The sequence below is a fragment of the Paenibacillus arenosi genome (assembly GCF_014841135.1).
In the GTDB taxonomy this organism is placed as follows: domain Bacteria; phylum Bacillota; class Bacilli; order Paenibacillales; family Paenibacillaceae; genus Paenibacillus_B; species Paenibacillus_B arenosi.
In genome coordinates this window covers 115,123-141,249 of the sequence record NZ_JACYTN010000004.1, presented here as the reverse complement: position 1 = coordinate 141,249, position 26,127 = coordinate 115,123, and the positions used below count along the sequence as shown (strand labels likewise).

Below are 26,127 nucleotides of genomic sequence, written 5' to 3'. Positions count from 1 at the left end.
TATGCGACGAGCGAAGGGGAGATCCTATCATCGTACCGGAATGTTTTGTGCCATGCTCATCGTGATCGTCATGCTGTTCTGTTATCCGGCTCCTAGTGCTCAGGCGGGCCTGTGGGATTGGATGGAGGGCATATCCGAGATGCCTAAGGAATTTAACGAGCTTAAGGGTCAATATAATCAGATGGAGCAATCTTTAAAAGACTCGCAACAGCGCTATCAAGAGATGACGGACAAGCTGAACGGTGAAAATGATCAGCTGCGCCAACAGAACGAACAATTAATGAACCGATTGCTTCTATTGGAGGAGCAGGAGCTCAAACAGAAGCAGCAGGTGCGCAGAATATTTATTACAATCGCGACAGGGATCGGTTTGTTACTTTTGTATTTTGTGTTGACTAGAGTGATGCGTGTGATGGTATGGAGCCGTCACCGCAGTCGATAGCGGGTGCAGGTATGAAAATTATTAATGAAGCAGAAGCGGTGTTATCACAAGCTTTATCGATAGAGCTTAGGGCTGGCGAGATCGTCTATATTCTTCATCCAGGGCAAATTTTGTCCTTTCAAGGGGCTTCAGCACAGCGAGAAGACCAATTGATGGATATTGCGGGGATTTACCGTAAGCGCAAATTCGTCCAATCCCGTATATCTGGGCCTGTTAAGTTTATGATTGGCTTGCCGACAGGATTCAGCATGCAGACGATTCCCATTACGACGGGATCGGATTTATTATTTGAATGGAAGCATGTCATGTTCTACACAGCAGGAATGAAAGTGGATCGTCGTGTGCAGACGTTTAAAAATGCAGTTATTACACGAGAACTTGTTAAAATGAAGTTTACTGCTGAAGATGGTCTGCTCGGGGTTATTTCTCACGGGCCCCTTTATCGGATGGAGCTTGATCCTGTCCGGCCGACTTATGTCGATGTCAGCTGCTTAGTAGCATATCCCGAGAATGCACAATTAAAGCCTGTCGTGTACGGCAACACATTAGCGAGCCAGCATATGAACTATCATTGGGAAATAACAGGAAAAGGCTATGTACTGCTGCAAACGAGCAAATCGGACGGGCAGTTGGAACGGGATCTAGATGGCGGCGGATTTATTAAACGTATTTTACGTGAAGTCATTCCATTCGGTGGTGTGTTTATAAAATAAGGGGCGAAAGAAGTTGTGGTCAATCATTATAAATGATGCAGCTTCAAATGATCGAGAGCCTTCATAGGAAAAGGGATGATAAGAGTTGCGAACTCTCGTCATCCCTTTTTTTGCGTAAATGCGAATCCTTCATCTATGCATGGTTAATGAAGCAGATTGATATGCTCCCTTATGTCGGCTGTAATATCCGTAATAACTCCGTCTACACCTAGTTTATAGAAGTGTTCAGCACTATCTATATCATTCACAGTCCATACGTACAACGGCTTATTCAAAAGCTTCGCAGAAGCAATAATACGAGAACTAATAAATGACTGCTCAATAGCAAAATAGTCTACATCATAAGGATGAAGAGAACGGAACGCTGCAAACATTACATAGCCAATTTTGATGTTTGGAGCTGCAGCTCTAAACTCTTGTAAAAATTCATAATCGGTGCTTTGTACATATACCTCATCTTGAATGCCATGTTTATGAATCGTGCTTACTAAGGAAGCAACCAAATCTTGTTCATAGCCATGCGGCTTCAAGTCGATTGTGAATTTTGTTTTTCCTTTAAAGGTAGCAATGACTTCATCCAATGTTGCGATGCGACTCGTTTGTTCTCCATCTTGCAGTGGAATATGCTGAAGCTCATCCCATGTGATGTCGTAAATCGGAATATCATGTCCCGTTAATCGCTTTAAGTTCTCATCATGAATGACAACCAACTTGCCATCCTTTGTTTGCATAATATCTAATTCAATTCTGTCAGCCCCTGCTTGCACGGCACCTTCGAAGGCCTCCATAGAATTCTCAATGCCAGATGAAAGATCTCCGCGATGAGCCATAAGAATAAATTCATCTCGCTGAGCAGGTTGTTCGCTCGCAAACAGCGTCGTAAGTCCCCAGCCAAGTGCGATGCACAACAGCATGATCATCGTGATAAGCTTGCCGCCCTGCTTCTTCACTTGCTGTTTCTTACCTTTTTCGCATATCCAGTAGGTTGGATCAATGCCATCCTCATCCGCAGCATAATCGGCTGGTTCTGTATACTCCATATAAACACGAGTAATGGCGATAACGAACAAAGGTGTAAGTAATAAGGACAACGTGTATAATCCTAAGCTCATAATCATGCCGAGCGCCATATCGATTGCGAAGTTTTCACCAAGGAACCACATCGTAAGCATAATGAATAGCACAAGCAGTATAAAGAAGAACACAACAATCAAGATCGAAACAAGCAACCATTCCGCCAGTAAAGCGAGCAGGGTGAACTTGCTGCGCCAGAACAGTTTGGCACTGCGACGAACGACTTGAATGAAGCGCTGCGTTCGTTCTAATACGAGAATAGGCAGCGCATAAATGCAAATTAAGTTCATTGCACCAATGAAAACAAAAAAGCCTACAACTGCCAGCAATCCAGCTAGCGTCTTCATGAGCTCGTTGGTAATAAATTCAGGAATCAGAATGCCAGGCAGAAGCGAAGCACCAAACCCTGCATCCAAGAGTGGGAAGAGCAGCAGCAAATAGATAGCGAGACCAAGCAAACCGATTCGACCGAGTTTCGGTAGTCGTATCAACACTTTCATTAGAACGGCGCGTACCCGGACTTCACGTCCTTGAATGCTGTAATAGGCAATATAGACGAGCACGGCGAATTCGGTATAAATAATCGCGATTGCAATGGGTGCCAGTACGATTAGGCTCACCATGCCATGTCTGCTGAATAGGAATCGGATGACATCGTGGTTGGCAATCGCTTGATAGCCGCCCCAATCCAAGATTTGATTAAATAGAGCAGACAGCAGTGGAATGAATATTCCGATCGTCAACAATTTGTATACGAGTTCAAATAAAAGCAGTGGACGCCATGACAGCTTCAATACTCGCAATACTTCGCGAGTCATGCGCATGACTAAACTTTTTTTAGATGGTATTGCATCATTCATATCGTTCATCCTCATTTAGTTCATTACATAATCAGACGCAGAATAACGTACTTACACGTCAGAGAGGTCTGTTTCTATTTTTACACATTTTTGTGGGAAACGCATCAATCCAGTGCCTTCCACTAGTATGTTCCTTGGAGGGTGAACTTGCTAATGGTTGCCGTAGAGACTTTTTCTTATACAATGGGCGGGTTTTAATAGTTAAGGCTGTCACAAGAAAAAAGAAAGACCGCGACCTTATTTGGTCACGGTCTATCCCTATTTACCTTACAATAGCTTCTCGATGTGCTGTGCGATAGTAGACGGATTCGTCTGTGGAGCGAAACGGTGAACTACTTTACCTTGGCGATCGACAAGGAACTTGGTAAAGTTCCATTTTACCTCTGAACCAAGCAAGCCTTTCTTCTCCGAAGTAAGATGCTTGAACAATGGTGAAGCGTTATCGCCCTTTACATCTAACTTAGCAAACATCGGGAAGGATACACCATAATTTAATTGGCAGTGCTGCAGTGTTTCTTCAATTTCAGCGAACTCTTGATTCGCAAATTGATCACAAGGGAAACCCAACACTTCGAATCCTTGTGCATGATAACGTTCCTGTAGTTCCTGGAGTTCTTTGAACTGTGGAGTAAAGCCGCATTTGCTGGCTGTATTCACGATTAGCAATACTTTATCTCGGTAGGCATCAAGCGAAATGGATTCCTTAGAAGCCTTGTTTACTTTAATTTCATACAAGGTCGACATTCGTTTCATCTCCTTATATACAGGCTATACAAGCTGAGTCCATTCTAGCATAGACCGATGCTGAACTCGAATAGATGTTTTGGAACTAGCAGCCACTTGTTCTAAAATGTTTATTTCGCTTGATTGCCGTGATCGCTCACAGCTGCGGTTGATGATAACGTCGAAGCTGTTCCTGTTCCGAACTGAACACGATAAATTCCCCACATGATTAGCGTAAGCAACACAAGCACAAAGAATATATTGCTATACATGTAAGCTCCTTCATTTGTGACAAACGGATTGATACGAAGTGTAGTAGAACCGTTATCGAGTATTTTACCGATCAAGCTCATAGCGATGGCTCCTGAAATAAAATTGAGCATCGAAAACAGTCCCATGCCCACACCCGTTTGCTCCTTGGTTAACGTTCTAGATACTGTATTCGGCATGGCGATGCTCATAAACGTTTGACCTAGATTGCCCAGTATTAAAATAAGTGCAATTGCATAAGGAGACACGCCCACGAATATCGATAACAAAATGAAGCACAGCAGCAGCATGAGAGACGCTGTTTTGACTAAGGTTAAGTTGCCATGTTCGTCTGCCAATTTTCCACCTTTACGTCCTAGCATGGCTGCGGCCAGTGCGGCTGGCGTTAGCACGAAGCCGATGCTGCTCGGAGGTAGTTCATTCAAAGCTGTTAAATATTGAGGCGTAATATAAGTCACACTAAAGCTCATCGCTGTTGCTATAAACGTAAGCAGCAAGCCAACGACATAATTGGGATTACGGAACAGCTCAGGCTGAATAAATGGATTGGTGGCTGTTCGAATTCGGGCAATGAATAGGACCAGCAATATAGCGCCACCCGCGAGCATCAATAGGCTGCTTTGTGTAATCGCAAGTAGAACGCATGCAACTGTTCCGCTCAACAGTAGGCCACCAAGGAAGTCGATGGAGCCTGTTGTGCCTCTCTCGTCATCTAAATACTTACGGAAGAAGGGCAGCGTTAGCAAAGGCAGAAGGGAAAATAGAAATAGCATTCTCCAACTGCCTAGGCTTGTAATTAAGCCGGATACAACAGGACCTAAAGCACCGCCAAGTGCTAGTCCGATCGCGGATGTACCTAGGGCACGACCACGCTTTTCAGGTGCAAAGTAGCGGATCGGAATAATCATCGCAGTAGCTGGCAGAACAGAGGCTCCAGCCGCTTGCAGAATACGTCCAACAATCATCACCCAGAACTCATCTGCGAGTGCACCTACGATGGAGCCAACTGCGAAGACAAGCAAACCGTAGGTGAGTAAGTCTTTAAGTCGATATTTATCAGCGAGCTTACCGAATACGACGGAGCCGATCGCATATAGAACCATATAACTTGTCATAATCCAACTGACCTGAGAAGGAAGTAAGCTGAACTCTGCACCTATGGCTGGGAGTGCGACATTGAACATGGTACCGTTCATCACGGAAAAAATTAAAGTAACAACAAGAACGCGCAGTAACTTATCGGCGTTCGCTGCGCTTGTATGTTTTAATTCATGCAAAAGGCTTCCCTCCAATCTAAGGATGAGTATTTGCGAACCAATGTTTATATGGAATTGAGGAAGGGGGCTATTCCATCCAAACGTAAATTCATTTTTAATGAGTGACCACATACTGAGTTACCTCATTAATTTATAATAGTGAGTTTACTCAGTATTTTTCGAATTGTCAATATCGGCAGATCAAGCACACATAGGATGGAGAGGAGTTATACATAAAAAGTATGATATGATGAGGGGACTCAGTAACTAGCTAAAGATGTAAAGAGGTAAGGGATAGGAAATATGATTTTGAGTTAAGCAGGAGTTGATGTTATGGTCATCTATAAGGATAACCCACCAGCAATAGATGTCATTCATATGTTGATTCGTTCCACTCAATATATGCAACGAGAATTTGATGCACAGCTGGCAGCCGTCGATGTGCCTTTCCAAATCTCAGGTCCTCGGTTGCGACTGTTGTCTATAGTGTCCGCAACAGGAAAAATTCGCATGAATGAATTAGCCTGTCAAATTGGGGTAAAAGCGCGTACGGTTACCGATTTCGTCGATGCGTTAGAAAAAGAAAAACTGCTCGTTCGATTGCCGGATCCGACGGATCGTCGAGCAACCTTACTTCAAACGACGGAATTGGCTGAGCAGCATTTACATGAAGTGCTTGACTCACAGAAGGCCATTGCAGAAAGTCTATTAACGAATTTGACAGAAGAGCAGCGTGCACAGTTTTACAGGCTTCTGTTTCAATTAATGGAAAATAAAGATATGTCTTTACCCGATACCAAAGCTTTTAAATAAAAGATGAGGTGACTTCGCCGTCATTTTTCCGCACGAAATATATCGTCTAGTATGCGGGGGGCGGCAGCAATATTCGTTGTAAGGAATAGCACTAGGGATTAGCGTGTACACGTTATAGGAGGAGTGTTTATTATGGATTTGCACGTAAAGGGGAAAGTCGCGATTGTACTGGCGTCATCGAAAGGGCTTGGTTATGGGGCTGCGGAAGCGTTGGCTGCAGAAGGAGCGCTCGTTACATTGGTCGGACGTAGTGCTGCGAGCCTCGTGGAGGCAGCGGCTCGTTTGAAGGCGAAGACAGGAATAGAAGCACTAACTGTAGAGGCGGACATTACAAGTGCGGAATCGATTAAGCGCATTGTGCAACTGACTGTAGAGCGTTTTGGAACGGTTGATATTTTGGTAAACAACTGTGGTGGGCCTAAGCCAGGGAAATTTGATCAACTTAGCGATGAAATGTGGCAGGAAGGCTTTGAACTAACGCTGCTTAGCTATGTGCGTGCGATTCGTGAAGTACTTCCGTACATGCGAAAAAGCGGTTTTGGACGCATTGTAAATATTACTTCGTCCTCCATTAAGCAGCCGATTGAGACGTTGATGCTATCTTCGACCTTCCGTGTCGGCGTAGTAGGTCTTGCCAAGACTTTAGCGCCACAACTGGCGCAAGAGGGCATTTTGATCAACACGGTTGGACCGGGCAGATTTGCAACGGATCGCGTGGAACAACTGGACGAGCTGGTTGCACAGCAGAAGCAGGTCTCTGTTGAAGAAATACAGGCGGCGGAAGCGGCTCGTATTCCGATTGGACGTTACGGTTCTCCTGAAGAGATGGGCCGTCTGATTGCGTTCCTCGCTTCGCCTGCGAATAGCTATATGACAGGGCAATCTTTGCTTGCAGATGGTGGTATAGTTAACTCGATCTAACAGTGGGTATGACCGAATAGTACAATGATGAGCATGAAAATGAATCATAGATATGAGCAGTAGGGTTTGGAAAGGAAGGAACTATGAAAATTCTCGTATTGGCGGAAAAGCCTTCAGTTGGGCGCGAGATCGCGCGTGTATTGGGCTGTCGTGATAATCATAAGCACTATATAGAAGGTACGGAGTATATCGTCACTTGGGCGTTAGGACATCTCGTTGGTCTAGCAGAACCGGAGTTCTACGACAAGAAGTATCAGCAGTGGAAGCTGGAAGATTTGCCGATGATGCCTGACAAGATGCAGTTGACGGTCTTGCGTGAGTCATCGCATCAGTTCAAGATTGTACAGCAGTTGATGAAGCGTGCAGATGTGAAGGAATTGATCATCGCAACAGATGCCGCTCGCGAAGGTGAATTGTTGGCACGTTGGATTATGCAAAAGGTAAATTGGCGTAAGCCATTCCGCCGCCTGTGGATCTCGTCACAGACGGATAAGGCGATTAAAGACGGCTTCCGTCGTTTACGCCCAGGTACAGACTTCGACCGTCTCTATGAATCTGCACGTTGTCGTGCAGAGGCGGACTGGCTCGTTGGCCTAAATGTGACGCGGGCACTGACATGTAAGTTCGAGACGCCATTGTCAGCTGGCCGTGTGCAGACGCCTACATTGGGCATTGTTATGCAGCGCGAGAAGGATATCGCTGGCTTCCGCTCACAGGAATTCGATCAGCTCATATCTGATATGGGCGGTTATGAAGCCATGTGGCGTGGAGATAACGGCGATGCGCGTGAATTTGATCTGGATGCTGCCAAGAAACGAATGGAGAAGCTGGCGAATGAGCGTGCTGTCGTTACCGACTTGAAGAAGTCGAAGCGACAAGAGCCGCATCCGCTCGCTTATGATTTGACTGAGCTACAGCGTGATGCGAACCGCCGTTTCGGCTTCTCAGCGAAGCAGACATCGAACGTGCTGCAGCGACTTTATGAGCAGCACAAAGCGGTTACGTATCCGCGTACAGACAGCCGTCATCTTTCTTCAGATATGACAAGTACGCTCAAGGAGCGATTGGAGTCGATGGCAGCGGGACCTTATGCTGCATTGGCTAGAACAATAGCTAAGCGCCCACTACCAATTACAAAACGTATCGTGGACGACTCCAAGGTGACGGATCATCATGCAATTATTCCTACGGATGAGCCGTTGCGGCTTGCACAGTTCTCTCCAGAGGAGCGCAAGCTGTATGATCTTATCGCACGCCGGTTCCTTTCGTTGTTCTTACCAGCTGCTGAATGGGAGCAAGTCGCGTTGACGCTTCGTATCGGTGATGAGACGTTCATAGCGAAAGGTCGCACGGCGTTAGAGCAAGGTTGGCGTCAAGCTTACGACAACGATTGGAAGGATGAAGAGGAAGAAGGCCGTTTCGCGGATGCCCGTGAGACTGAGCGTATTCCTCGTCTTAACGTGAATGATGTTGTGAGTGTGAAGCGTCTATACGTGCAGCGTGATCGGACTCGTCCGCCTGCTCGCTATACAGAAGCTTCTATTTTAACGCAGATGGAGAAGCATGGACTCGGTACGCCTGCCACTCGCGCTGATATTTTAGAGAAGCTCGTGTCTAGCGACACGATTGAGCGTGAGGGTGTGCATTTGAAGCCTACAGGCAAAGGCAAGCAACTGATCGAGCTTGTGTCGTCAGAGCTGAGAACGCCAGAATTGACAGCGAAATGGGAGCGGGAATTGGAGCGCATCGCACGTGGTGAGCGCCGTTCAGGTGACTTTATGCAGCAAATTCGCGAAATGGCGAAGCAGCTTGTACAAGGTGTAAAGGCAAGTGAAGCAGAGTATAAACCACATAATGTGTCTCATAGCCATTGTCCTGATTGCGGAACACGTATGTTGGAGCGCAAGTCCAAGCGAGGCAAGACTCTGGTGTGTCCGAACAAAGAATGCGGCTACAAGCGCTCGGCAGATAAGCAGTTGTCGAATCGCCGCTGCTCGCGGTGTCATAAACGCATGGAATTGAAGACGGGCAAGGTCGGCAAATTCTTTCAATGTTTGCCGTGCAACGTCATTGAGAAGTTAGACGGTGATGGCGGCAAAGTGAAGAAGCATGAAGAACGGAAGCTTGTGAAGCAATTTGCGAAGCAAGAATCACTTGGTTCAAATCTAGGTGATCTGCTGAAGGCAGCATTAGCCAAGCAGGACGAATAAACTCTTTCGAATCAGTAATAGCTTTGTCTCTCTCTAGCATACAGGAGGGGCAAGGCTATTTTTATTGTTCCTCATTTCTCCCTATGAAACTTCCAAAATTTCCTCGCTATCATTTACCCAAATCTGAAAAACTTGTAATGATTGTGTAACTTTAGTTTGATAGAATCAAGAAAGTTGATGTCGAAAGTGGTCATATACGGTCATATTAAGTGAGATAAGGAAGTGGAAGTTGTCGTGAGAAATACGAGCATGGTGAGGGTAGATTCACGGAGACGCAACCAACGTAAGAAATGGATTCTCCGTATTATTTTACTGGCATTATTAGTTGGGATAGGTTTTGGAGTTTATACGGTTGGTAAACAATTGTGGGCACATGATGGGCTATCGACAACCTCCAAACAAGGACAGCATGTGGTTACTAGTGTTGCGGCATTTGATACGGTAACGAAAGAGAAGCAATCGCCTACGATGTATAATGGTATAAAGCGCAAAGTCGCTTATTTGACATTCGATGATGGCCCTAATTCACATACTCCTGAAATTCTTCGTATTTTGAAAGAACATAATATAAAAGCGACATTTTTCATGCTAGGCAACAGCATGCAGCAGCATCCTGATCTTATCAAGCAAATTGCTGCTGAAGGTCATTATCCTGCGCTGCACAGTATGACGCATGATTATACAAAGCTGTATAGGAGCGGCAGTGCAAACAACTTCGTTGAGGAACAGAAGGAAGCACAGCAATTGGTGAAGGAAGCAACAGGCATAACGACGAATCTCATTCGTGCGCCATACGGCAGTGCGCCGCAAATTAAAGAGCCGTTCCGTAATGATATCGCAGAGGAAGGCTTCAAGATGTGGGATTGGACGTTGGATACATTGGATTGGAAGTATGCAAAAAATCCTTCTGGGATGCTGGATGAAGTGAAACGAGGCTTGAAGAAGGATACGGAAGTTATTTTAATGCATGATCGCAAGCAAACTGTTGAGATATTGCCAGAAATCATAGAGTATATTAGTTCGCAAGGCTATGAGTTTGAAGTATACGACCCTAATGCTCATTTTGTTGTGAACTTCCATCATGATGAGCGCCTGTAATCGGGTAGGAGGAGATCAAAGTTGAAGTCTTGGAAAAATAAAATTGGCGTACTAGCCATGATAGTCGCGATGGCAACGATGCTAGCAGCGTGCGGAGCTCCTTCAAGTGAGAAGCTGTTCAGTTCTTTTGAGCAGGCTGCCTCTACGGAAAGTGCAGCCTCGGCTGCATTTGAAGAGCTGAAGCAGTTGGAGAGTAAAGATCAGAAGCAATACGATAGGATTTTGGACAAAGGTGAGCGCAGCAATGTGAATGTACAGACGCTGATTACGCAGACGATGTCCTCGTTGGATCAACGGCAGCAGGCTATGATGAAAGTGAAAGAGCAGGTAACCGTTGCTTATGAGCATGTTGCAAAAGCACAGTCCCAAGTGGATAAGCTGGAACCAGCACAAGGCAAAGATCAGGCTGCACAAGCATTGACTGCATATACGAAGCGCTACGAGACGGTTCAGCAGTTGGCGTCACAATATGAAAAGTTAATTGCAGCGGAACGTGCGTTATATGAGCAGCTCAAGGTGGAACAAACGAACTTAAAACAGCTGCAGCAAGCTGTACGCGAACGCAACCAGCAGTGGACGCAAGTCAATCAGTTAAAACAGCAATTTAATCAATACACAGAACAGTTTAATACGAATAAAGATGCTTTTTATAAAGCAGCGGGCATTCAAACGGATAAAGCTAACTCTTCCAAGTAATTAGAAGCTAGAAGAGAATATGCTTTTGAAGGGCGAATGCCTTTCTTTTTTCTAAAATAGAAAGAAGTAAGGTAATTTCTTACAAATAAAAAAAGACTATTTATTTATAAATTTCTTTCGCATATAATAGAACAAACGAAAAACAGATGTCTACTACTAGTGGACATATAAAAATAAGAGAGGAAAGTGACAATGGGATCTAAAGAACAGCATACAAGAAAAAGTCTATTAATGCGTTCTCTGGATAGCATCGAGAAGGTCGGTAATAAGCTTCCAGACCCTGTTATGCTATTCGCATTGCTATCATTGCTCGTTATGGTCGTATCCGCTATATTGTCTTCTATTGGATTGAGTGTAGCTGATCCGACGAAGCCTGGCGAAACGTTAACAGTAATGAACCTTCTAAGTAAAGAAGGACTTCAGTACGTATTTGAAAATGCGGTTAAAAACTTTACGAACTTCGCTCCACTAGGCACCGTACTTGTTACGATGCTAGGTATCGGTATTGCTGAGCGTTCTGGCTTGATTACAGCTGCTTTGCGTGGTCTTGTTACTTCTGTACCACGTCAGCTGATTACAGCTTCACTTGTATTCGGTGGGGTTATGTCCAGTATGGCATCTGATGCAGGATATGTTGTATTGACGCCGCTAGGTGCTGTATTGTTCGCAGGGATGGGTCGTCACCCGCTTGCTGGTCTAGCTGCTGCTTTCGCAGGTGTATCCGGTGGATTCAGTGCTAACTTGTTCCTGACATCGCTTGACCCAATGCTAGGTGAACTGACTCGTATGGCTGTTGAGCCATTCAATGCTGAATATGCAGCAACTCTTAACGTTGCAGGTAACTACTACTTCATGGCTGCATCGGTATTCTTGATTACGATTATCGGTACGTTCGTGACGGATAAGATTGTTGAACCTCGCCTTGGGAAGTATAAAGGTGAAGAGATTGGCGAACTGCAATATTTGACGAAAGAAGAGAAAAAAGGACTATGGGGAGCATTGGTAGCACTAATTGTTACGTGCGGATTGTTGGCACTTCTCGTAGTACCGTCTTGGGGACCACTTCGTGGAGATGGAGACATCGTTAAATCACCATTCTTCATGAATCTCGTACCCGTTCTTCTTATCATGTTCCTTGTTCCGGGTGTCGTTTACGGAAAAATGACGAAGTCGATTCGCACGAGCAAAGATGTATCCAGCATGCTAGGTGACACGATGTCCAGTATGGGAAGTTACATCGTGCTTGCATTCTTTGCAGGTCAATTCGTTGCATACTTTACACAGACGAATCTTGGTAAGATTCTTGCAATTAAAGGGGCAGAGCTATTACAAGGCTCCGGTATTACAGGCATTCCGTTAATTTTGATCTTTATATTAATTTGTGGATTTATTAACTTGTTCATTGGATCGGCCTCGGCAAAATGGGCGATTATGGCGCCTGTATTCGTTCCAATTATGATGCAATTTGGATATACACCAGAGTTTACACAGCTCGTATATCGTATTGCTGATTCGACAACAAACATTATTTCTCCACTATTGCCGTACTTCGCAGTTATTATTGCATTTGCTCAAAAGTACGACAAAAAAGTGGGTATCGGTACGCTGATCTCAACGATGATTCCATACTCGATCGCATTCTCTATTGGTTGGGTGATTATGCTCCTCCTCTGGATGTTCTCGGGCATAGAAATTGGACCAGGTACTGGCGTCTTCATGAAATAATAAATAAGCTAATTTGGAGAACTGCTTCTCAGCTTGATGCTGGGAGGCAGTTTTTTGTATGTAATTTTAAAGAGGAATTCTACCTGAGTAGACGTGGGATGGATGTATACAGTTGAACTGCAAGTTTGCTGTCCAGAATAAATGGTCGCTCAGGGCTAAGTGAAACAATCAAGAGCATAAAAAAATAAAACAAGCAGACCTTCGAGGAGGTCTGCTTGTTTTCGTTGTGGCACTAGGTTGAGATAAGCGCAAATAAATACTAGCTAGGCTGTTGTTCAACTAGTGGAGCGTGTTAGTCACTTCACTGCCACGTCTTGGCGACGAAGTCAGCCACGATAAGAAAGACAATGTAAGAAACAATGGCGATGGCGATATAAATTAAGCCTTGTTTGACACGCTGTTGGAAAAAGCGAACGATGCCAAGACTAACAAGCGGGCACACAATTAATAGGAAAAACAAGACGGTTACAAATAGCTGCGGACTTATCGTACTAATATCGACGTAGGTCAACGTGAATCACCTCATTATGTGAATGGAATAACAATATTTATAAACGAATAAAAGCGACAGATTCCGAATGAGCTCGTAAAAATAAAGACTACAACTGTTATTATATATCGACCAAACACCCAAAGTCTTCCTTTTTCTATATGCATTTTCGTCAATTTTTCATCAATTTGCTTATAAAAAGAGAGATAAATCATTGGATTAAAAATGGTGTTGAAAAGGTGATGCGGAAGAACCAATAATTAGTTATTATGGTAATTATTTAATGCCAAAATTGTCGAATCTAGTCTATAATAAATCCAGTTCTAAGGGGAAATAGAAAATTTATGAGAAAAGGGAGAGACTTTAGTCGTGCAAAATGTCATTTTAAAGAAAGAATTATCAATGGACGAGTTGGTCATCGTTTCATCTGAAATGGAAAGAGCGAAGAAGTCAAAAGCATTAGCTTATGTGCTTTTGATCTTTTTAGGTACGCTCGGTGTTCATCGTTTTTATTTGGGCCATATCGGTATGGGGATATTGAATATTGTCGTATTCGTATTCAGCTTATTACTACTAGGTCTACCTTACATGATTCTTTGGGTTATTGAATTGATTCTTCTTAGTGGAGCAGTTGATAAAATAAATACTAGGAAAGAAATGGAGCTTATTCATAATGTTAAAATGCTCCGCAATCGTTACTAGTTTATGAACAGCGATCTGCTATTTACGTATAATCTGAGTACTGCTCAAATGATCGCTTTTCAGCATGAATATGAGAAAAGAGCTAAGTCTAAAATGCATGCGGTCATTTTTTGGTTGTTTTTAGGTCCATTTGGTGCGCATCGATTTTACTTAGGAGAAAAGGCATCAGGCGTGTTGCTGCTATTTGTAGGTTTATGCTTTTACATCGTGCTGCCGATCTCATTGTTTGTCTTTGCTGTAAATACATTTGATCCCGTAAATCCTGGAATAGATTCTAATGTATTGCTCATTTTATTTCTTCTCATTCTATTTATTGGGCTTATATGGTGGGTTATTGAAGGATTTCTCATTTCAGGCAAGGTAGATCGTCTAAATGAGAAGCTTGAGATGGACATTATGCGTCAAATTGTACCATCCAAAGTGAATTCTAACTCATCTAAAGTATATCAGCAGAGACCTTTGTGATAAACGATAACCTACTTATTCTGCCACGTTAATGTGCAGATGGACAAGTTATCGTAAACTTCAGCATGGATTATACATAATGGAAGCAGCTTTGTGAGGGGGTCAACTATGACTCCCTTTTTTTACTTATCAAGGGTGAATTGATGTGAGGAGGATAATCGAATGAAAATTCTTGAATGGCAGCAGCAGTTAAGGTCAGATCAGTTAATCATTTTTATGCAAGAGTATAACAATCGTCGTAAGTCTCTGAAAATAGCGGTATTGTTATGGTTTTTTATGGGGGTTTACGGAGGCCATCGTTTCTATTTGGGTCAGCCTAAAAAAGCAGTGTTGCTGCTTCTTAGTTCGATCATTTTGTACCTTCTTCCATTGTGGTATGTTACGGATTTTTCGATGGGGTTTGAATCGAATGATTATAGTTGGGATGACGAAGAACAAGAAGCAACGAATCGAGTACTGATTATGATAGGAGGACTTGTTTGTATCCTCATTATTTGGATCGTGGAAGGTATCCGTTTGAAGAAAAAAGTTGCATCCATAAATGCGGAGATCGAGCAGGAGGTAATGAATATTATAAAGCGCATATAGTATACATGCCTATTCTTCATATAACCGTGTATATGAACACGAACTATTTTTATGTATCTTTAGCAGCTTTTTTCGTTGCTATTTGAGATCATTTTCTTCATTGATAGATTGATGATGGTATAATAAGGAATAAGTTGGAGATCGCATAAACTTGGGATAATCGAGGGGGAGCTATCGTGCGTTATATGGTTGGTATTGATTTAGGTGGTACGAATATCGTTTGCGGATTAGTGAATGAGCAGTATGAGCTTATTGATAAAGTGAAGCGACCGACCGAAACTGAGCTTGGGGAAGAGCATGTATTACAGAAAATGGCTTCGATGGTTGACGAACTGCTAGTTAAGAACGGAATTGAGCGAAGCAGTTTGATTGCGGTAGGAGCGGGTTGCCCTGGATTCATTGATCCCATTCGCGGTATGACTTTATTTGCAGCCAATTTGAAGTGGACGGACGTAGAAGTATCCAAGCGACTTGGAGAGCTTGTAGGTGTTCCTGTATTTATAGATAACGATGTTCGCATGTATGTGTATGGAGAGGCGATGAGTGGTGCTGGTCGTGATGGCAAAGTGGTTCTAGGTGTTACCATCGGTACGGGAATGTCTGCTGCAACGGTTGCCAACGGAGAATTGTATTATGGCAATCGATTTATGGCTGGTGAAATTGGGCATGTCGCCATGGATGGGGAGACTACACCATGCGGATGTGGGCTAATAGGTTGTGTGGAAACCGTCGTGTCTGCAACCGGCTTAGTTCGCCAAGCTAGAGAAGCGTTGGAGGCAGGTCGAAGTAGCATACTGCGTGAAGCTTATGAAGCTGGCAGCTTGACGGCAGCACTCATATCCGATGCATACGATCAAGGAGATGAACTAGCCCAATCTATTATGCAGCATACGGGTACCGTGTTAGGCAAAGCATTGGCGTATGCGATTACCGCTTACAGCCCGGATATTCTCGTTATTGGCGGTGGTGGTTCTTTGGCAGGAGAGCGATTGTTTGTGCCTGTTCGTGAAACATTGAAACGTCATGTATATCATGGTTACTTAGAGCAGTTAGACATTCGTCAAGGTGAATTGATTGATGATGGTGGTGTCATTGGTAGTGCAGCCTTCGCACGAACAAGATGGAGTCAACTAAACGCTGCTTCATCTCAAGCTACTGTCTCTACTTCAGCGACTGTACGTGATTGCCATGTCTAAGGCTGCTCCTTATTTACATACTGCTGCGACAGCTGAATTGCTGCATCAGCGCATCGTTGCAATATTCCGCGGTTATACGGGAGAGGCCGCTGATGAGGCCGCTGCAGCTTTAATTCGAGGTGGTATTACATTGTTGGAAGTGACGATGAATACAGATGGAGCTGCGGCTATCGTATCCAGATGGCGTGAACGCTTCGGGGAGCAGGTATTTATCGGTGCTGGAACGGTTATAGATGAAGAAACAGCACGAGAGGCTTTGGACAGCGGGGCGCAATTTTTAATTACGCCGAACTTGGATGAGAAAGTGATTGAACTTGCCCATAGTCGAGGAATCGACGTATGGCCAGGCGTACTGACTCCAACTGAAATGGTGCGTGCATGGAAGGCAGGGGCTCCGGTGTTAAAGTTGTTCCCGCTTGGTAGTCTCGGTTCAGAGTATATACGTGAAGTGCGCGGCCCGCTCGGTCATATACCGCTGATGGCGACAGGTGGCATTGATCTGCATAATGTACAGCAATATTGGACGGCAGGAGCGTCGGCATTCGGGCTTGGTTCCAAGCTTGTTCGCGGTGACTTTATTCGAGCGGCTGCATGGCAGGAGCTAGAGGAGCATGCATCTGAATGGGTGAATACGGTTCGTCATTTAACGTAGTTGAGGAAGATAAGAGAAATACAATAGGTTTGTTCACTAGACTATGTATAGTTGTAACCAAGCTGTCCTTGCTATGGAATATAGTTGAAAGAAGGCTAGGTAGTTATGCTGTTCATTAGCTTGTTTATCATTGCAGTCGTCATATTATTTCTTCTCTTTCTAATGGTTATTTGGCGCTTGTCTGTCAAAAGCCAATCGCCGCGAAGAATGCCAATTGAGGTACAGCCAACTGGAGAGTATGAATCGATTGAATTTCAGGGCAGCGCATGGTTAAAAGGCTGGCTGCTCTGGCCGACCAATGGGCAGCAAGAGCTTCGTAATGAACCATTGTCAGTCATTATTATTTCTCATGGCTGGGCTTCCAATCGCGCTCGAGTGCTGCGCTATGTGGAGCCCTTTCGAGCAGCAGGTCATGCCGTTATCGTCTATGATGTTGCAAGTCATGGAGAAAGCGGTGCAGTGAAGGCGCCATCTGCACTGCTGTTTCGTGATGACTTGCTTGCGGCAGTTCGCTATGCTCATAGTCGTCCAGAACTTGATGCTGCACGAATAGGCATCCTTGGTCATTCACTAGGAGGCTTTGGTGCGATGCTGGCGCTGGATGAAGGGCTAGAGGTACAAGCGATTGTAACCGATTCGATGCCGGCCAATCCGTTTACGATGATAACTGCTGAATTAAAGCGCAGAGGACTACCCATTTTCCCATTGGCACAACTTGTGCCGCGCATCTGGCTGCTGCGATCCCGAATTAATAGAGCAGACTTCGACGCTATTAATATTCGTGAGACGATCCTTCGCAATGAACGACGCGGTGCAGGAAGAGTGCCGTTGTATATGATCCATTCCATGGGCGATACGTTTATTCCACCGTCAGAATTGCAAGGGATTATAACAGACCTGCCTTATGAATTGCCTCATTTGTTCGTCCATACGAATGGGCACAGTTGCTCTGAACAGGACCCGGCATTTTGGGAGGCTGTCCTGCCTTTTCTTAATCAGCATGTAAAGCAAGTAGCAGTTTCTCCACATTATTCTGATAAATGTACGTCTTCGTAAGCACGATTGTGCCTGCGAGGACGTTTTTTTTGTAGAATTGGATTAATTTTCAGTCATTGCTCTCTGTTATTCGCCCTCTTTATAGACCATCAAGCTGCTAATCTTGCTTCGTGTTGTGCATAAGCTCTCCGATACGCTCAACGTATGAAAGACGTTGTCGAGTACTGCAAGATAGCGGGATTGGGAGTGACCAGTGGGCACTCCATAACGTGACAGTCTTCTTATACACACTATGCTACGCTATGGATCATCCTGCGATAAGGCTTGCCATAGGTGGAGGTGGCTTGATGAATCAAGAGGAAGAGAAGGCTTGTTCATTCGTTTGTTCGAGTAGAAAACAGCGGGTGTTGAAGCAGCGAATACACCGCTCACGGTGGGTACATCGAAGTATGCGTATGATGATAGCGACGCTTATTTTCGTATTGATGTGGAGCAGTTGTATATCGTGGCCGCATGTTGAAGCGGAGTCTTCATCCGTGAACCTGTCTGATGAGCACATGATGGAGAGTTGGATTGCAGAACGATTGGCGCAGCGGAATACAACGATTCAATTTAAGTACGAAGGATCGATTGACCAATTCAGCCAGATACTCACCGAGGTATTGAACGATGCTTTATATTCGAACCCGTTTATTCGGTATAACGTCAGCCGCTACACCTTTCACTGGAAATCATTCGGAAAAGGAGCGTTAGTATCCGTCTATGTTCAGTATCGAGAAACGTACGAGCAGTACCAACAAGTTCGTCAATATGCGAAAGAGCAAGTGGAACGGCTGGTTACACCTGGCATGAGTGAGGAGCAAAAAGTGAAAACGCTGCATGACTTTGTTGTGAGTCAGCTTGCTTATGATGCGACAATGACGAGGTTCACGGCCTATGAAGCAATTACGGTAGGAAGTACCGTCTGTCAAGGTTATGCTTTGTTATTGCAAGCGTTGTATGAGGATGCAGGGATAACGAGTCGCGTCGTTGAAGGCAATGCGGGTGGACAACTGCATGCCTGGAATATGGTTCAGCTTGATGGACAATGGTATCATGTGGATGCTACATGGAATGATCCGCTGCCAGACAAACGCAATCGTATTTTGCATACGTATTACTTGCTCAGTGATGAGGAAATTGGGCGTGATCATACATGGGACCGTGCAAAGTTTCCACAGGCAGTGCAATCGTATAAGAAGGGTTAAGACGTGACCGTTGAAAGCTTAACCAATCACATACTTGTTAAAAACGCTACCTTTCTCTTTATTTGAAAAAAGAAAGAGCATGGCCCGTTGTCTCCTTGGAGGTAACGGGCTATTTTTATTGGCTAAAAACTCGCACAGAAATCATTACAAAAAAAAGTGCTTGCAGGTGACGTTACGTCACCCCATATAGTGAATGTAAATCACATGAGACAAAGGAGTAAGGAACATGAAGAGCGGCGAAATGAACTGGAAAATACAAGATAACTGGACGTGGAAAGAGTTGGCAGCGCTACTTCTGCTAGAGTTTGGCTTCGTTATTGGGGTTATCAAATTTGTAGTAGCACCTATGTACACAAAGTGGCTCGGAAATGAATTATATTCGGGAACATTGATGGGGCTTACCATTGCCATTGTTCTACTACTAGGGGTGTACTTTATCGCTCTTCGTCCACAAAAGCTTTCTTGGAGTGAAGTAGGCTTGCGCTCATTTCCAGCAAAGGACTGGTGGAAGATTGTTGGCTGGACGCTGTTGTATCTTGTTGGCAGTGTAGTCGTTATGGAACTGACTGTGCTTTTAGTCGGAAATTCCTATGATAATCGTAAAACAGAGGCGATGCAGCAAAATGTAACGTTACTCGCTGTTTCGATTTCATTTATATCAGCAGCTATTATTTCACCGATTTATGAGGAAATTTTTTATCGAGGGTTCTTATATCGTTGGTTACGTACACGTCTTGGTATCGGTTGGGGAATCTTTCTAAGTTCGCTCATTTTTACAATTATTCACATTCCCACGTTTAATGCGATGCCGGTTAACTTCTTGTGTGGTGTTGTTACTGCGTGGGCGTACGAGCGGACTAATTCGATCTGGCCAGCAGTTATCATTCATGGCGCTGTAAATGCGATTGCAGTGCTGCTGACATCACTTGGATAATTAATATGATGCTCTAGATTCAAATGTTGAAGGGGAAAACTTGGAAGTTGCGTCGAATAAGAAATAGACAAAACAATATGGGGTGGGTATGTTGAACAGACGGCGCAAGTCATGTATAAAGACTATTAGCTATGCATTAGCGACGGCAGCTCTGATGACAATTGTATCGGGCTGCACAGAAGATAAGATTATAGAGGAACAACAAACGGCACAAATCGAAGCAGGGGCTATTAAGAAGCTGCGGGTTAGTAATCCATCGGGTGATCTTACGATAGTTGGTAGCGATCAAGTCGATAAAATAGAAGCGGTAGCAAAGATTAAACGTACGGAAAATGTACCGAGTGAAGCATTTAAGATGACGTTTACGGAGCGCGGGGAGGAAGCAGAGTTCGTTAATTCCTTGTCATCATCTTCATTTGGAATACATGTATTACACCAAATGGATATTACTTTATCAGTGCCACGGAAGATGGAGTTGGACATTGTCGATGAGTCGGGTGATATTGCCGTTTCTGGAATCACTGGACCTGTCTTGATTGCTGACCAATCAGGAGAGATGGAACTGAAAGATATTGAAGGTGCAGTCAAAATTACAGATGAGTCAGGTAATATTAAGCTCGAAGAAGTGAAGGGCGATCTTGAAATACTAGATGATTCTGGAAATGTAATACTTACGAATAACCAAGGAAATGTGAATATGAAAGATTCGTCAGGCGAGATTGAAATATCGAATCATAGTGGAATGATAGTGGTTGTCGATGATAGCGGCAATGTAAAGATTGATCAGGTAAAAGGAAATGTTACGGTAGAGGATGAAAGCGGAGACTTGCGTATTGAACAAATTGAAGGCGATGTTCGTATCGAGTCTGATTCGTCTGGAAATGCGACTATTGAGCGAGTGTCAGGAACAGTCCATAATAATAGTAATAAATAAATCGAGCCCGCATCTACTGTCAGTGACAGAGAGCGGGCTCTTTCTTATTCGGCCTTACGGCGTATTTGATGCATAATTAGCGTTCGTATCAGCTGTCATTAGCTATCAGCTAACTATTATTCTGGGCTATCCAGCTGGCATTGATCCAGTGGAATAACTTTTGTTTTAAATTTAATTTTGTAGCCGAGCCATACCGCAAGGAACAACGGAAGCCCAATATATGGCATCGCGATATCCAGCCAATGATAGTCTCCAGCGACGAGAATCGGTAGACTCTGTCCGATGACAACGACTAGACACAGCGCAAATGCGAACAATGGACCGAATGGGAACCAGCGTGCGCGATAAGCGAGATCTTCCAACTTGCGTCCTTGACTCACATAAGCACGGCGGAAGCGATAATGACTGATTGCAATACCGAGCCAAGCGATAAAGCCGCACATACCAGACGCAGACAATAGCCAGAAGTAAACAGCACCATCTCCGAAGAAAGAAGCTAGGAAAGCGAGCATACCGATGGAAGCTGTTAGCAAAATCGCATTTACAGGAACACCGCGTTTGCTTAGCTTGCCAAGGAAGCGAGGAGCTTTTCCTTCTTGCGCCAATACATATACGATACGAGCAGATGCATACATACCGGAGTTACCAGCGGACAATACGGATGTAAGAATAACCGCATTCATGACAGAAGCTGCAAATGCAATGCCTGCTTTTTCGAACACCAAGGTGAACGGACTCACACTAATATCCGTAACATCACCCATTAGTAGACGCGGATCTGTGTATGGAATAAGCATCGCGATCACAAAAATCGCTAAAATATAGAACAACAAGATGCGCCAGAAAATTTGACGGATTGCTTTTGGTACACTTTCACGTGGATTATCAGTTTCACCAGCTGCTATACCGACAAGCTCCGTTCCTTGGAACGAGTACCCTGCTGCCATAAATACGCCAAGTATCGCAAGTAGGCCACCATGGAATGGTGCGTCTCCAGTAGTAAAGGTATCGAATCCGATAAATCCTGTACGCTCACCGCCCATAATGCCAAAAATCATAAGTAGGCCGACGACTAGGAAGATAAGTACAGTACCGATTTTAATCATAGAGAACCAGTATTCCGATTCTCCGTAGCCTTTAACAGATAATAAATTCAACCCTACAATAATGCCAAGGAACAAGAAGCTCCATAAGAACGAATTCGAATCTGGGAACCAATACTTAATAATTAATGTAGCTGCTACTAGTTCAGATGCGATTGTAATTGCCCAGTTGAACCAGAAGTTCCAGCCAAGTGCGAAGCCAAGCGCTGGATCAACAAAGCGAGAAGCATAGGTGCTGAATGAGCCTGATTCTGGCATATACGTAGCGAGCTCACCGAGACTCGTCATTAGGAAGTAAACCATAATGCCTACAGCAGTGAAAGCGAGTAGTGCACCACCAGGTCCTGCTTGTGCGATTGCGCCACCGCTTGCAAGGAATAAGCCTGTACCGATCGAACCGCCTAGTGCGATCATCGTTAAATGTCTTGTTTTTAAATGCCGTTGCAATTTCTGATTACTATTCGTGTTACTCATAATGTTCGGCACACTCCTTAGATGTTAGGTAATAGTATGACCGAAAAGGTGCAAGTTGCCTCCGAAAATATAAAAAAACCGTCTAAGCGAAAATCGCTAGGACGGCTCTATATTCCGTCTCAACTAGCCCCTTGGTCAAGATAGCGCTCCATAGACGGACGGGTAATCCGAATATGGCAGTGCTGCGCCTTTCAGCAGCAGCCCCAGCCTGCAAGTTGGAAGTTAGAACCGTGCAGACTTCGGCGGTTGTTCCTTTCAGTGAAGTTCGTAGACGCTTCCCGTCTCCCTTCACCTACTATTAACATCCGCAACCTCTACCTCACCTTTGGAGTTGATGAGGATTTGAATAATGTTGTTGTTCATATGACAGAAATAATATACACAGTAGTATAAAGCAATCAAAGCAGTTGAGCAATATTGAAAATATTTACTGATAATTCAATAACAGCAATAAAGTAATGTATTCATAGCGTATAAGATTAATGACGGCTTAGCTGCTTCCAGTACCAAATGGCTAGCTGTGTCCGGTCGCGAAGCTCCAATTTCGCCAGTATTTCGGTCACGTAATTTTTGATCGTTCCTTCACTTAAAAATAAGGTAGAAGCGATCTCGCGATTGGACAAGCCGTTCGCGATATGCTGGATAATAGCTTGTTCCGAAGCGTTTAACTGATAATGAGCCCAGTTAGGCTGATTCAGAGCTTCTGTTTGCGATGCAGAAGCAGATGTCTCCGCATTAGAATGACGCAATAAATGTGCAAGTTTAAGCGCAACAGACGAATCCATAAGAACCGACCCGCTATGTACGGTGCGCACCGCTTCCATGAGGCGTGATGGATCGCTATTTTTGAGCAAATAACCACTTGCACCATGCCGCAGTGCATCGATAATATGCTGTTCATCATCGAAAGTGGTCAAAATAAGGACTTTCGTAGCAGGCCACAGTTGCTTGACGAGACGGGTTCCTTCTACACCATCGCCATTTGGCATCCTCATATCCATTAACACTACATCTACAGGCTCTTCAGCAACCAACGCTGCTGCTTCATGCCCCCCTCCACAAGTATGGATGACCGAAAAATCAGGTTGCAGCTGACAGATTAGCTTCAAGCTTTCACGTATAAACACATCATCATCGCAGATCATTAATCGAATACTCATCACAGTACCCCCTATTATCCAGCTTGTCCTGTCTTCATGATGAAGAGAGCAGCATATGCTCCTTGAATGGAAGCCGTGTAAACATTCGTTTCTTGCTCAAAGTGAAAGCACTAATCTATGTACTTATGCCGGATAGGTAAACTCGTTTGTATGCAGAACGTAGGCTTCAATATGACCTCGATATGTCCACCCAGTGTATGGGCTCTATCTTGCATGCCTCGAATTCCGATCCCATTTTGAATAGGCTCTAGCGGCAGCCGTCCATTATTAGATACTTGCAGTACAACTTGATTGTGCTCATAGTACAGCACGATGGAAGCCTTAGAAGCAGCACCGTGGCGAATGGCATTCGTCAAAGCTTCACGAGCGTTACGGTATAAAGCTATTTCAACACTGGGATACAACACATATGGTATGCCTTCCACCTGATAATCGACATAGAACTTAGGGCTTGCGTATTCCTGCTGCAGTCGCTCTAAGGAATAGGAATGAAGCCGATGATCAGAGGGCTTCAGCCTCTTTACCGTTGAACGCATCAGTTCCATGCATGCTGCCAGCTGCGAACGAACTTCGGTGAACAGTTTGAATGCTTGTTCTTGATTGGATGTGGAAACTTCAACGGAAGCATCCATCATCATTTTGAGACGAATAAATTGATGCCCCAATTCGTCATGCAAGTCATGTGCGATTCGACTTCGTTCCTCCGCCTGACTCATTTCTTCTATAGCTCGTGCGTAGTGAATCATGTCGTGGTTAGATTGCTGAAGTTCATACATTTGCTGGCGCAGTTGGTCATTTTGCATAATTAAATGCTGCTTTTCCCACTCATACTGTCTTAAGCCATATAAAAGAATCCCTATTACAATAGCCATCAAATTGAACTGAATGATAGCAGTCCATGAATAATTGCTAAGAGCAGACAATAATCCGACCCAGGATATAATAAAACCTTTTGCTAATAGGGAAGGATGCCATGACTTTGGTGCCGTTATCCATGTAGCAACAAACAGAAAGACCAGTAGAGCAGAAAACGTATATATCAAAACTAAGGAATAAATAAGTTCGAGCATAAAGCCAAGCTTTATCCATTGAGACGGTATCCACATTTGTCTGATTTGGGACAAGCCTAGGTAGAGGAATACATAGAAGAAGAACTCTTCTTGATCACTAAACCAATGGAAAATGTTATCGGTATAGAGTACAGCGATTGAAGTGACGATGGTAAGTATGAACTGAATGAGGACCGTTATGTGACGTTTCAACACCGTCCGCCCACCTCCATGGTTAATTATACCACAAACATACCTGTCCTCCTTTTCAATATGACTTTAGTCATGGTTAGAAAGTGACGAATTTGACCTGTTCGGAAGGACTATCCGAAGTACGATGAAATGGAGACGAGTAGTGGCAATGTCCATGATCAGGAGGAGTAGACGTTGACGATATTAAAAGTCGATCAAATTATAAAACGATTTAATCAGCATGTAGCCGTGGACCATTTGAGCTTTCAGCTTGAAGAGGGAGAAATTTATGGCTTGCTCGGTCCGAATGGGGCAGGAAAAAGCACGACAATTCAGATGATCGTCGGTTTGCTTCCGATTGATCAAGGCGATATTTGGGTTGATGGACATTCTGTTAAAAACGCTCCGCTGCGAACGAAGGCCAGTCTGGGGCTAGTTCCCCAAGATCTTGCTTTATATGAGCAAATATCAGCAAGAGACAACGTGCTGTTCTTCGGCAAGTTGTACGGGCTTAAAGGGAAACAACTGCAAGAGCAGACGGATGAAGCCTTGGCTCGTGTAGGATTAACGGAGCGGCAGTATGATAAGCCTGCTTCGTTCTCTGGTGGAATGAAGCGACGACTTAACATTGCCTGTGCAATTGCACATAGGCCGCGCATCATCATTATGGATGAGCCAACGGTAGGAATCGATCCTCATTCTCGTAATCACATTTTGGAATCGGTCCGCAAATTGAATGAAGATGGATCTACGATCATATACACGAGTCATTACATGGAGGAAGTATCCGCAATCTCAACACGTATTGGCATTATGAACGAAGGACGGCTAATTGCACAGGGTACAGAGGAAGAACTGAGACAGCAGATTGGATCGGACGATAAAGTATTGGTTGAAATAGTCTCTGTTACCGATCAACAGGTGAGTGAAGCTGTAGTTGAGCTTAAGCGCCATCCGTCTGTTCTTCAGGTGACAGAGCAGGGAACATCCTTGGAATTAGTGCTGCCACATAGGGAAGAGAGCTTACAGGATATTTTGTTTATTTTAAGCAAACATTCTGTTTCTGTTCGCTCCATTGTACGCGAGCAGCCAAGCTTGGAGACGTTGTTCCTTACTCTGACAGGGAGACAGCTACGTGACTAGG

25 protein-coding genes and 1 riboswitch are annotated in these 26,127 nt (G+C 44.2%); of the genes, 18 read left to right on the top strand and 7 right to left on the bottom strand.

Features of this window, described 5'->3' with window-relative positions; translation table 11 throughout:
• Position 1: 1 nt before the first annotated feature.
• Together IFO66_RS08835 and IFO66_RS08830 are read left to right on the top strand one after the other, a co-directional pair.
• The gene (locus IFO66_RS08835; RefSeq protein ID WP_192024802.1) at positions 2–442 is read left to right on the top strand and encodes a hypothetical protein; all 441 of its coding nucleotides are present in this window, start codon (positions 2–4) and stop codon (positions 440–442) included.
• 11 nt (positions 443–453) lie between these two features.
• Positions 454–1,155, top strand: a complete 702-nt coding sequence (locus IFO66_RS08830) for an AIM24 family protein (RefSeq protein ID WP_192024801.1) — start codon at positions 454–456, stop codon at positions 1,153–1,155.
• A 143-nt stretch (positions 1,156–1,298) separates the two neighbouring features.
• Here IFO66_RS08830 and IFO66_RS08825 read toward each other — a convergent pair whose 3' ends face one another.
• The 3 genes from IFO66_RS08825 to IFO66_RS08815 form a co-directional block, all read right to left on the bottom strand.
• Positions 1,299–3,089 carry a glycerophosphoryl diester phosphodiesterase membrane domain-containing protein gene (locus IFO66_RS08825; RefSeq protein WP_225445615.1) on the bottom strand — a complete coding sequence of 597 codons (1,791 nt, stop codon included), beginning with the start codon at positions 3,087–3,089 and terminating at the stop codon, positions 1,299–1,301.
• A gap of 267 nt (positions 3,090–3,356) precedes the next feature.
• Positions 3,357–3,833, bottom strand: coding sequence for a glutathione peroxidase (locus IFO66_RS08820; protein ID WP_192024799.1), 477 nt, complete (start codon positions 3,831–3,833; stop codon positions 3,357–3,359).
• A gap of 110 nt (positions 3,834–3,943) precedes the next feature.
• Entirely contained in the window at positions 3,944–5,359 is a 1,416-nt protein-coding gene (locus tag IFO66_RS08815) for an MFS transporter (RefSeq protein WP_225445614.1), read from the bottom strand.
• 312 nt (positions 5,360–5,671) lie between these two features.
• Between IFO66_RS08815 and IFO66_RS08810 the strand changes: the two genes are divergently transcribed.
• The 6 genes from IFO66_RS08810 to IFO66_RS08785 all read left to right on the top strand — a co-directional run bounded on the left by IFO66_RS08810 (position 5,672) and on the right by IFO66_RS08785 (position 12,801).
• Positions 5,672–6,151 carry a MarR family winged helix-turn-helix transcriptional regulator gene (locus IFO66_RS08810; protein WP_192024797.1) on the top strand — a complete coding sequence of 160 codons (480 nt, stop codon included), beginning with the start codon at positions 5,672–5,674 and terminating at the stop codon, positions 6,149–6,151.
• A 132-nt stretch (positions 6,152–6,283) separates the two neighbouring features.
• Positions 6,284–7,072 carry an SDR family oxidoreductase gene (locus tag IFO66_RS08805; protein WP_192024796.1) on the top strand — a complete coding sequence of 263 codons (789 nt, stop codon included), beginning with the start codon at positions 6,284–6,286 and terminating at the stop codon, positions 7,070–7,072.
• 83 nt (positions 7,073–7,155) lie between these two features.
• Positions 7,156–9,282 (top strand): DNA topoisomerase III, encoded by a 2,127-nt coding sequence (locus tag IFO66_RS08800; protein WP_192024795.1) that lies wholly within the window; start codon positions 7,156–7,158, stop codon positions 9,280–9,282.
• 234 nt (positions 9,283–9,516) lie between these two features.
• Positions 9,517–10,380: a polysaccharide deacetylase family protein gene (locus IFO66_RS08795; protein ID WP_337912749.1), complete on the top strand. Its 864-nt coding sequence runs from the start codon at positions 9,517–9,519 to the stop codon at positions 10,378–10,380.
• A gap of 21 nt (positions 10,381–10,401) precedes the next feature.
• Positions 10,402–11,076: a YkyA family protein gene (locus IFO66_RS08790; protein ID WP_192024794.1), complete on the top strand. Its 675-nt coding sequence runs from the start codon at positions 10,402–10,404 to the stop codon at positions 11,074–11,076.
• Positions 11,077–11,268: 192 nt separating this feature from the next.
• The gene (locus tag IFO66_RS08785; protein ID WP_192024793.1) at positions 11,269–12,801 is read left to right on the top strand and encodes an AbgT family transporter; all 1,533 of its coding nucleotides are present in this window, start codon (positions 11,269–11,271) and stop codon (positions 12,799–12,801) included.
• 301 nt (positions 12,802–13,102) lie between these two features.
• On the opposite strand, the gene IFO66_RS08780 is transcribed toward IFO66_RS08785, so the two are convergent.
• Positions 13,103–13,312 (bottom strand): hypothetical protein, encoded by a 210-nt coding sequence (locus IFO66_RS08780; RefSeq protein WP_192024792.1) that lies wholly within the window; start codon positions 13,310–13,312, stop codon positions 13,103–13,105.
• A gap of 348 nt (positions 13,313–13,660) precedes the next feature.
• Between IFO66_RS08780 and IFO66_RS08775 the strand changes: the two genes are divergently transcribed.
• The 9 genes from IFO66_RS08775 to IFO66_RS08735 all read left to right on the top strand — a co-directional run bounded on the left by IFO66_RS08775 (position 13,661) and on the right by IFO66_RS08735 (position 21,005).
• Complete coding sequence (locus tag IFO66_RS08775) at positions 13,661–13,993, top strand: NINE protein (RefSeq protein WP_192024791.1); 333 nt, start codon at positions 13,661–13,663, stop codon at positions 13,991–13,993.
• A gap of 48 nt (positions 13,994–14,041) precedes the next feature.
• The gene (locus IFO66_RS08770) at positions 14,042–14,458 is read left to right on the top strand and encodes a TM2 domain-containing protein (protein ID WP_192024790.1); all 417 of its coding nucleotides are present in this window, start codon (positions 14,042–14,044) and stop codon (positions 14,456–14,458) included.
• A gap of 162 nt (positions 14,459–14,620) precedes the next feature.
• Positions 14,621–15,046, top strand: coding sequence for a TM2 domain-containing protein (locus tag IFO66_RS08765; RefSeq protein WP_192024789.1), 426 nt, complete (start codon positions 14,621–14,623; stop codon positions 15,044–15,046).
• Positions 15,047–15,222: 176 nt separating this feature from the next.
• Entirely contained in the window at positions 15,223–16,242 is a 1,020-nt protein-coding gene (locus tag IFO66_RS08760; RefSeq protein WP_192024788.1) for an ROK family protein, read from the top strand.
• Complete coding sequence (locus tag IFO66_RS08755) at positions 16,235–16,894, top strand: bifunctional 4-hydroxy-2-oxoglutarate aldolase/2-dehydro-3-deoxy-phosphogluconate aldolase (RefSeq protein WP_192024787.1); 660 nt, start codon at positions 16,235–16,237, stop codon at positions 16,892–16,894. Before IFO66_RS08760 ends, IFO66_RS08755 begins: the two co-directional genes overlap by 8 nt.
• A 105-nt stretch (positions 16,895–16,999) precedes the next feature.
• Entirely contained in the window at positions 17,000–17,950 is a 951-nt protein-coding gene (locus tag IFO66_RS08750; protein WP_192024786.1) for an alpha/beta hydrolase, read from the top strand.
• Positions 17,951–18,237: 287 nt separating this feature from the next.
• The gene (locus tag IFO66_RS08745; protein ID WP_192024785.1) at positions 18,238–19,137 is read left to right on the top strand and encodes a transglutaminase domain-containing protein; all 900 of its coding nucleotides are present in this window, start codon (positions 18,238–18,240) and stop codon (positions 19,135–19,137) included.
• Between the two features lie 226 nt (positions 19,138–19,363).
• Positions 19,364–20,071: a CPBP family intramembrane glutamic endopeptidase gene (locus tag IFO66_RS08740; protein ID WP_192024784.1), complete on the top strand. Its 708-nt coding sequence runs from the start codon at positions 19,364–19,366 to the stop codon at positions 20,069–20,071.
• 88 nt (positions 20,072–20,159) lie between these two features.
• Positions 20,160–21,005, top strand: a complete 846-nt coding sequence (locus tag IFO66_RS08735; RefSeq protein ID WP_192024783.1) for a DUF4097 family beta strand repeat-containing protein — start codon at positions 20,160–20,162, stop codon at positions 21,003–21,005.
• Between the two features lie 116 nt (positions 21,006–21,121).
• Here IFO66_RS08735 and IFO66_RS08730 read toward each other — a convergent pair whose 3' ends face one another.
• The 3 genes from IFO66_RS08730 to IFO66_RS08715 form a co-directional block, all read right to left on the bottom strand.
• Positions 21,122–22,582, bottom strand: a complete 1,461-nt coding sequence (locus IFO66_RS08730; protein ID WP_225445613.1) for an amino acid permease — start codon at positions 22,580–22,582, stop codon at positions 21,122–21,124.
• Positions 22,583–22,715: 133 nt separating this feature from the next.
• A riboswitch (Lysine riboswitch) is annotated at positions 22,716–22,907 on the bottom strand.
• Between the two features lie 154 nt (positions 22,908–23,061).
• Positions 23,062–23,742 carry a response regulator transcription factor gene (locus IFO66_RS08720; RefSeq protein ID WP_192024781.1) on the bottom strand — a complete coding sequence of 227 codons (681 nt, stop codon included), beginning with the start codon at positions 23,740–23,742 and terminating at the stop codon, positions 23,062–23,064.
• A gap of 110 nt (positions 23,743–23,852) precedes the next feature.
• Positions 23,853–25,007, bottom strand: a complete 1,155-nt coding sequence (locus IFO66_RS08715) for a histidine kinase (protein WP_192024780.1) — start codon at positions 25,005–25,007, stop codon at positions 23,853–23,855.
• Between the two features lie 171 nt (positions 25,008–25,178).
• On the opposite strand from IFO66_RS08715, the gene IFO66_RS08710 reads away from it, so the two are divergent.
• Positions 25,179–26,126 (top strand): ABC transporter ATP-binding protein, encoded by a 948-nt coding sequence (locus tag IFO66_RS08710; RefSeq protein ID WP_192024779.1) that lies wholly within the window; start codon positions 25,179–25,181, stop codon positions 26,124–26,126.
• Position 26,127 lies beyond the last annotated feature (1 nt).

Excerpts from the sequence above, each read along its gene's own strand:
- IFO66_RS08835 (WP_192024802.1), top strand. The coding sequence starts at position 2 with ATGCGACGAGCGAAGGGGAGATCCTATCATCGTACCGGAATGTTTTGT.
- IFO66_RS08830 (WP_192024801.1), top strand. The coding sequence starts at position 454 with ATGAAAATTATTAATGAAGCAGAAGCGGTGTTATCACAAGCTTTATCG.
- IFO66_RS08825 (WP_225445615.1), bottom strand. The coding sequence starts at position 3,089 with ATGAATGATGCAATACCATCTAAAAAAAGTTTAGTCATGCGCATGACT.
- IFO66_RS08820 (WP_192024799.1), bottom strand. The coding sequence starts at position 3,833 with ATGTCGACCTTGTATGAAATTAAAGTAAACAAGGCTTCTAAGGAATCC.
- IFO66_RS08810 (WP_192024797.1), top strand. The coding sequence starts at position 5,672 with ATGGTCATCTATAAGGATAACCCACCAGCAATAGATGTCATTCATATG.
- IFO66_RS08805 (WP_192024796.1), top strand. The coding sequence starts at position 6,284 with ATGGATTTGCACGTAAAGGGGAAAGTCGCGATTGTACTGGCGTCATCG.
- IFO66_RS08800 (WP_192024795.1), top strand. The coding sequence starts at position 7,156 with ATGAAAATTCTCGTATTGGCGGAAAAGCCTTCAGTTGGGCGCGAGATC.
- IFO66_RS08785 (WP_192024793.1), top strand. The coding sequence starts at position 11,269 with ATGGGATCTAAAGAACAGCATACAAGAAAAAGTCTATTAATGCGTTCT.
- IFO66_RS08770 (WP_192024790.1), top strand. The coding sequence starts at position 14,042 with ATGATCGCTTTTCAGCATGAATATGAGAAAAGAGCTAAGTCTAAAATG.
- IFO66_RS08765 (WP_192024789.1), top strand. The coding sequence starts at position 14,621 with ATGAAAATTCTTGAATGGCAGCAGCAGTTAAGGTCAGATCAGTTAATC.
- IFO66_RS08755 (WP_192024787.1), top strand. The coding sequence starts at position 16,235 with ATGTCTAAGGCTGCTCCTTATTTACATACTGCTGCGACAGCTGAATTG.
- IFO66_RS08750 (WP_192024786.1), top strand. The coding sequence starts at position 17,000 with ATGCTGTTCATTAGCTTGTTTATCATTGCAGTCGTCATATTATTTCTT.
- IFO66_RS08745 (WP_192024785.1), top strand. The coding sequence starts at position 18,238 with ATGAATCAAGAGGAAGAGAAGGCTTGTTCATTCGTTTGTTCGAGTAGA.
- IFO66_RS08740 (WP_192024784.1), top strand. The coding sequence starts at position 19,364 with ATGAAGAGCGGCGAAATGAACTGGAAAATACAAGATAACTGGACGTGG.
- IFO66_RS08735 (WP_192024783.1), top strand. The coding sequence starts at position 20,160 with ATGTTGAACAGACGGCGCAAGTCATGTATAAAGACTATTAGCTATGCA.
- IFO66_RS08730 (WP_225445613.1), bottom strand. The coding sequence starts at position 22,582 with ATGAGTAACACGAATAGTAATCAGAAATTGCAACGGCATTTAAAAACA.
- IFO66_RS08720 (WP_192024781.1), bottom strand. The coding sequence starts at position 23,742 with ATGAGTATTCGATTAATGATCTGCGATGATGATGTGTTTATACGTGAA.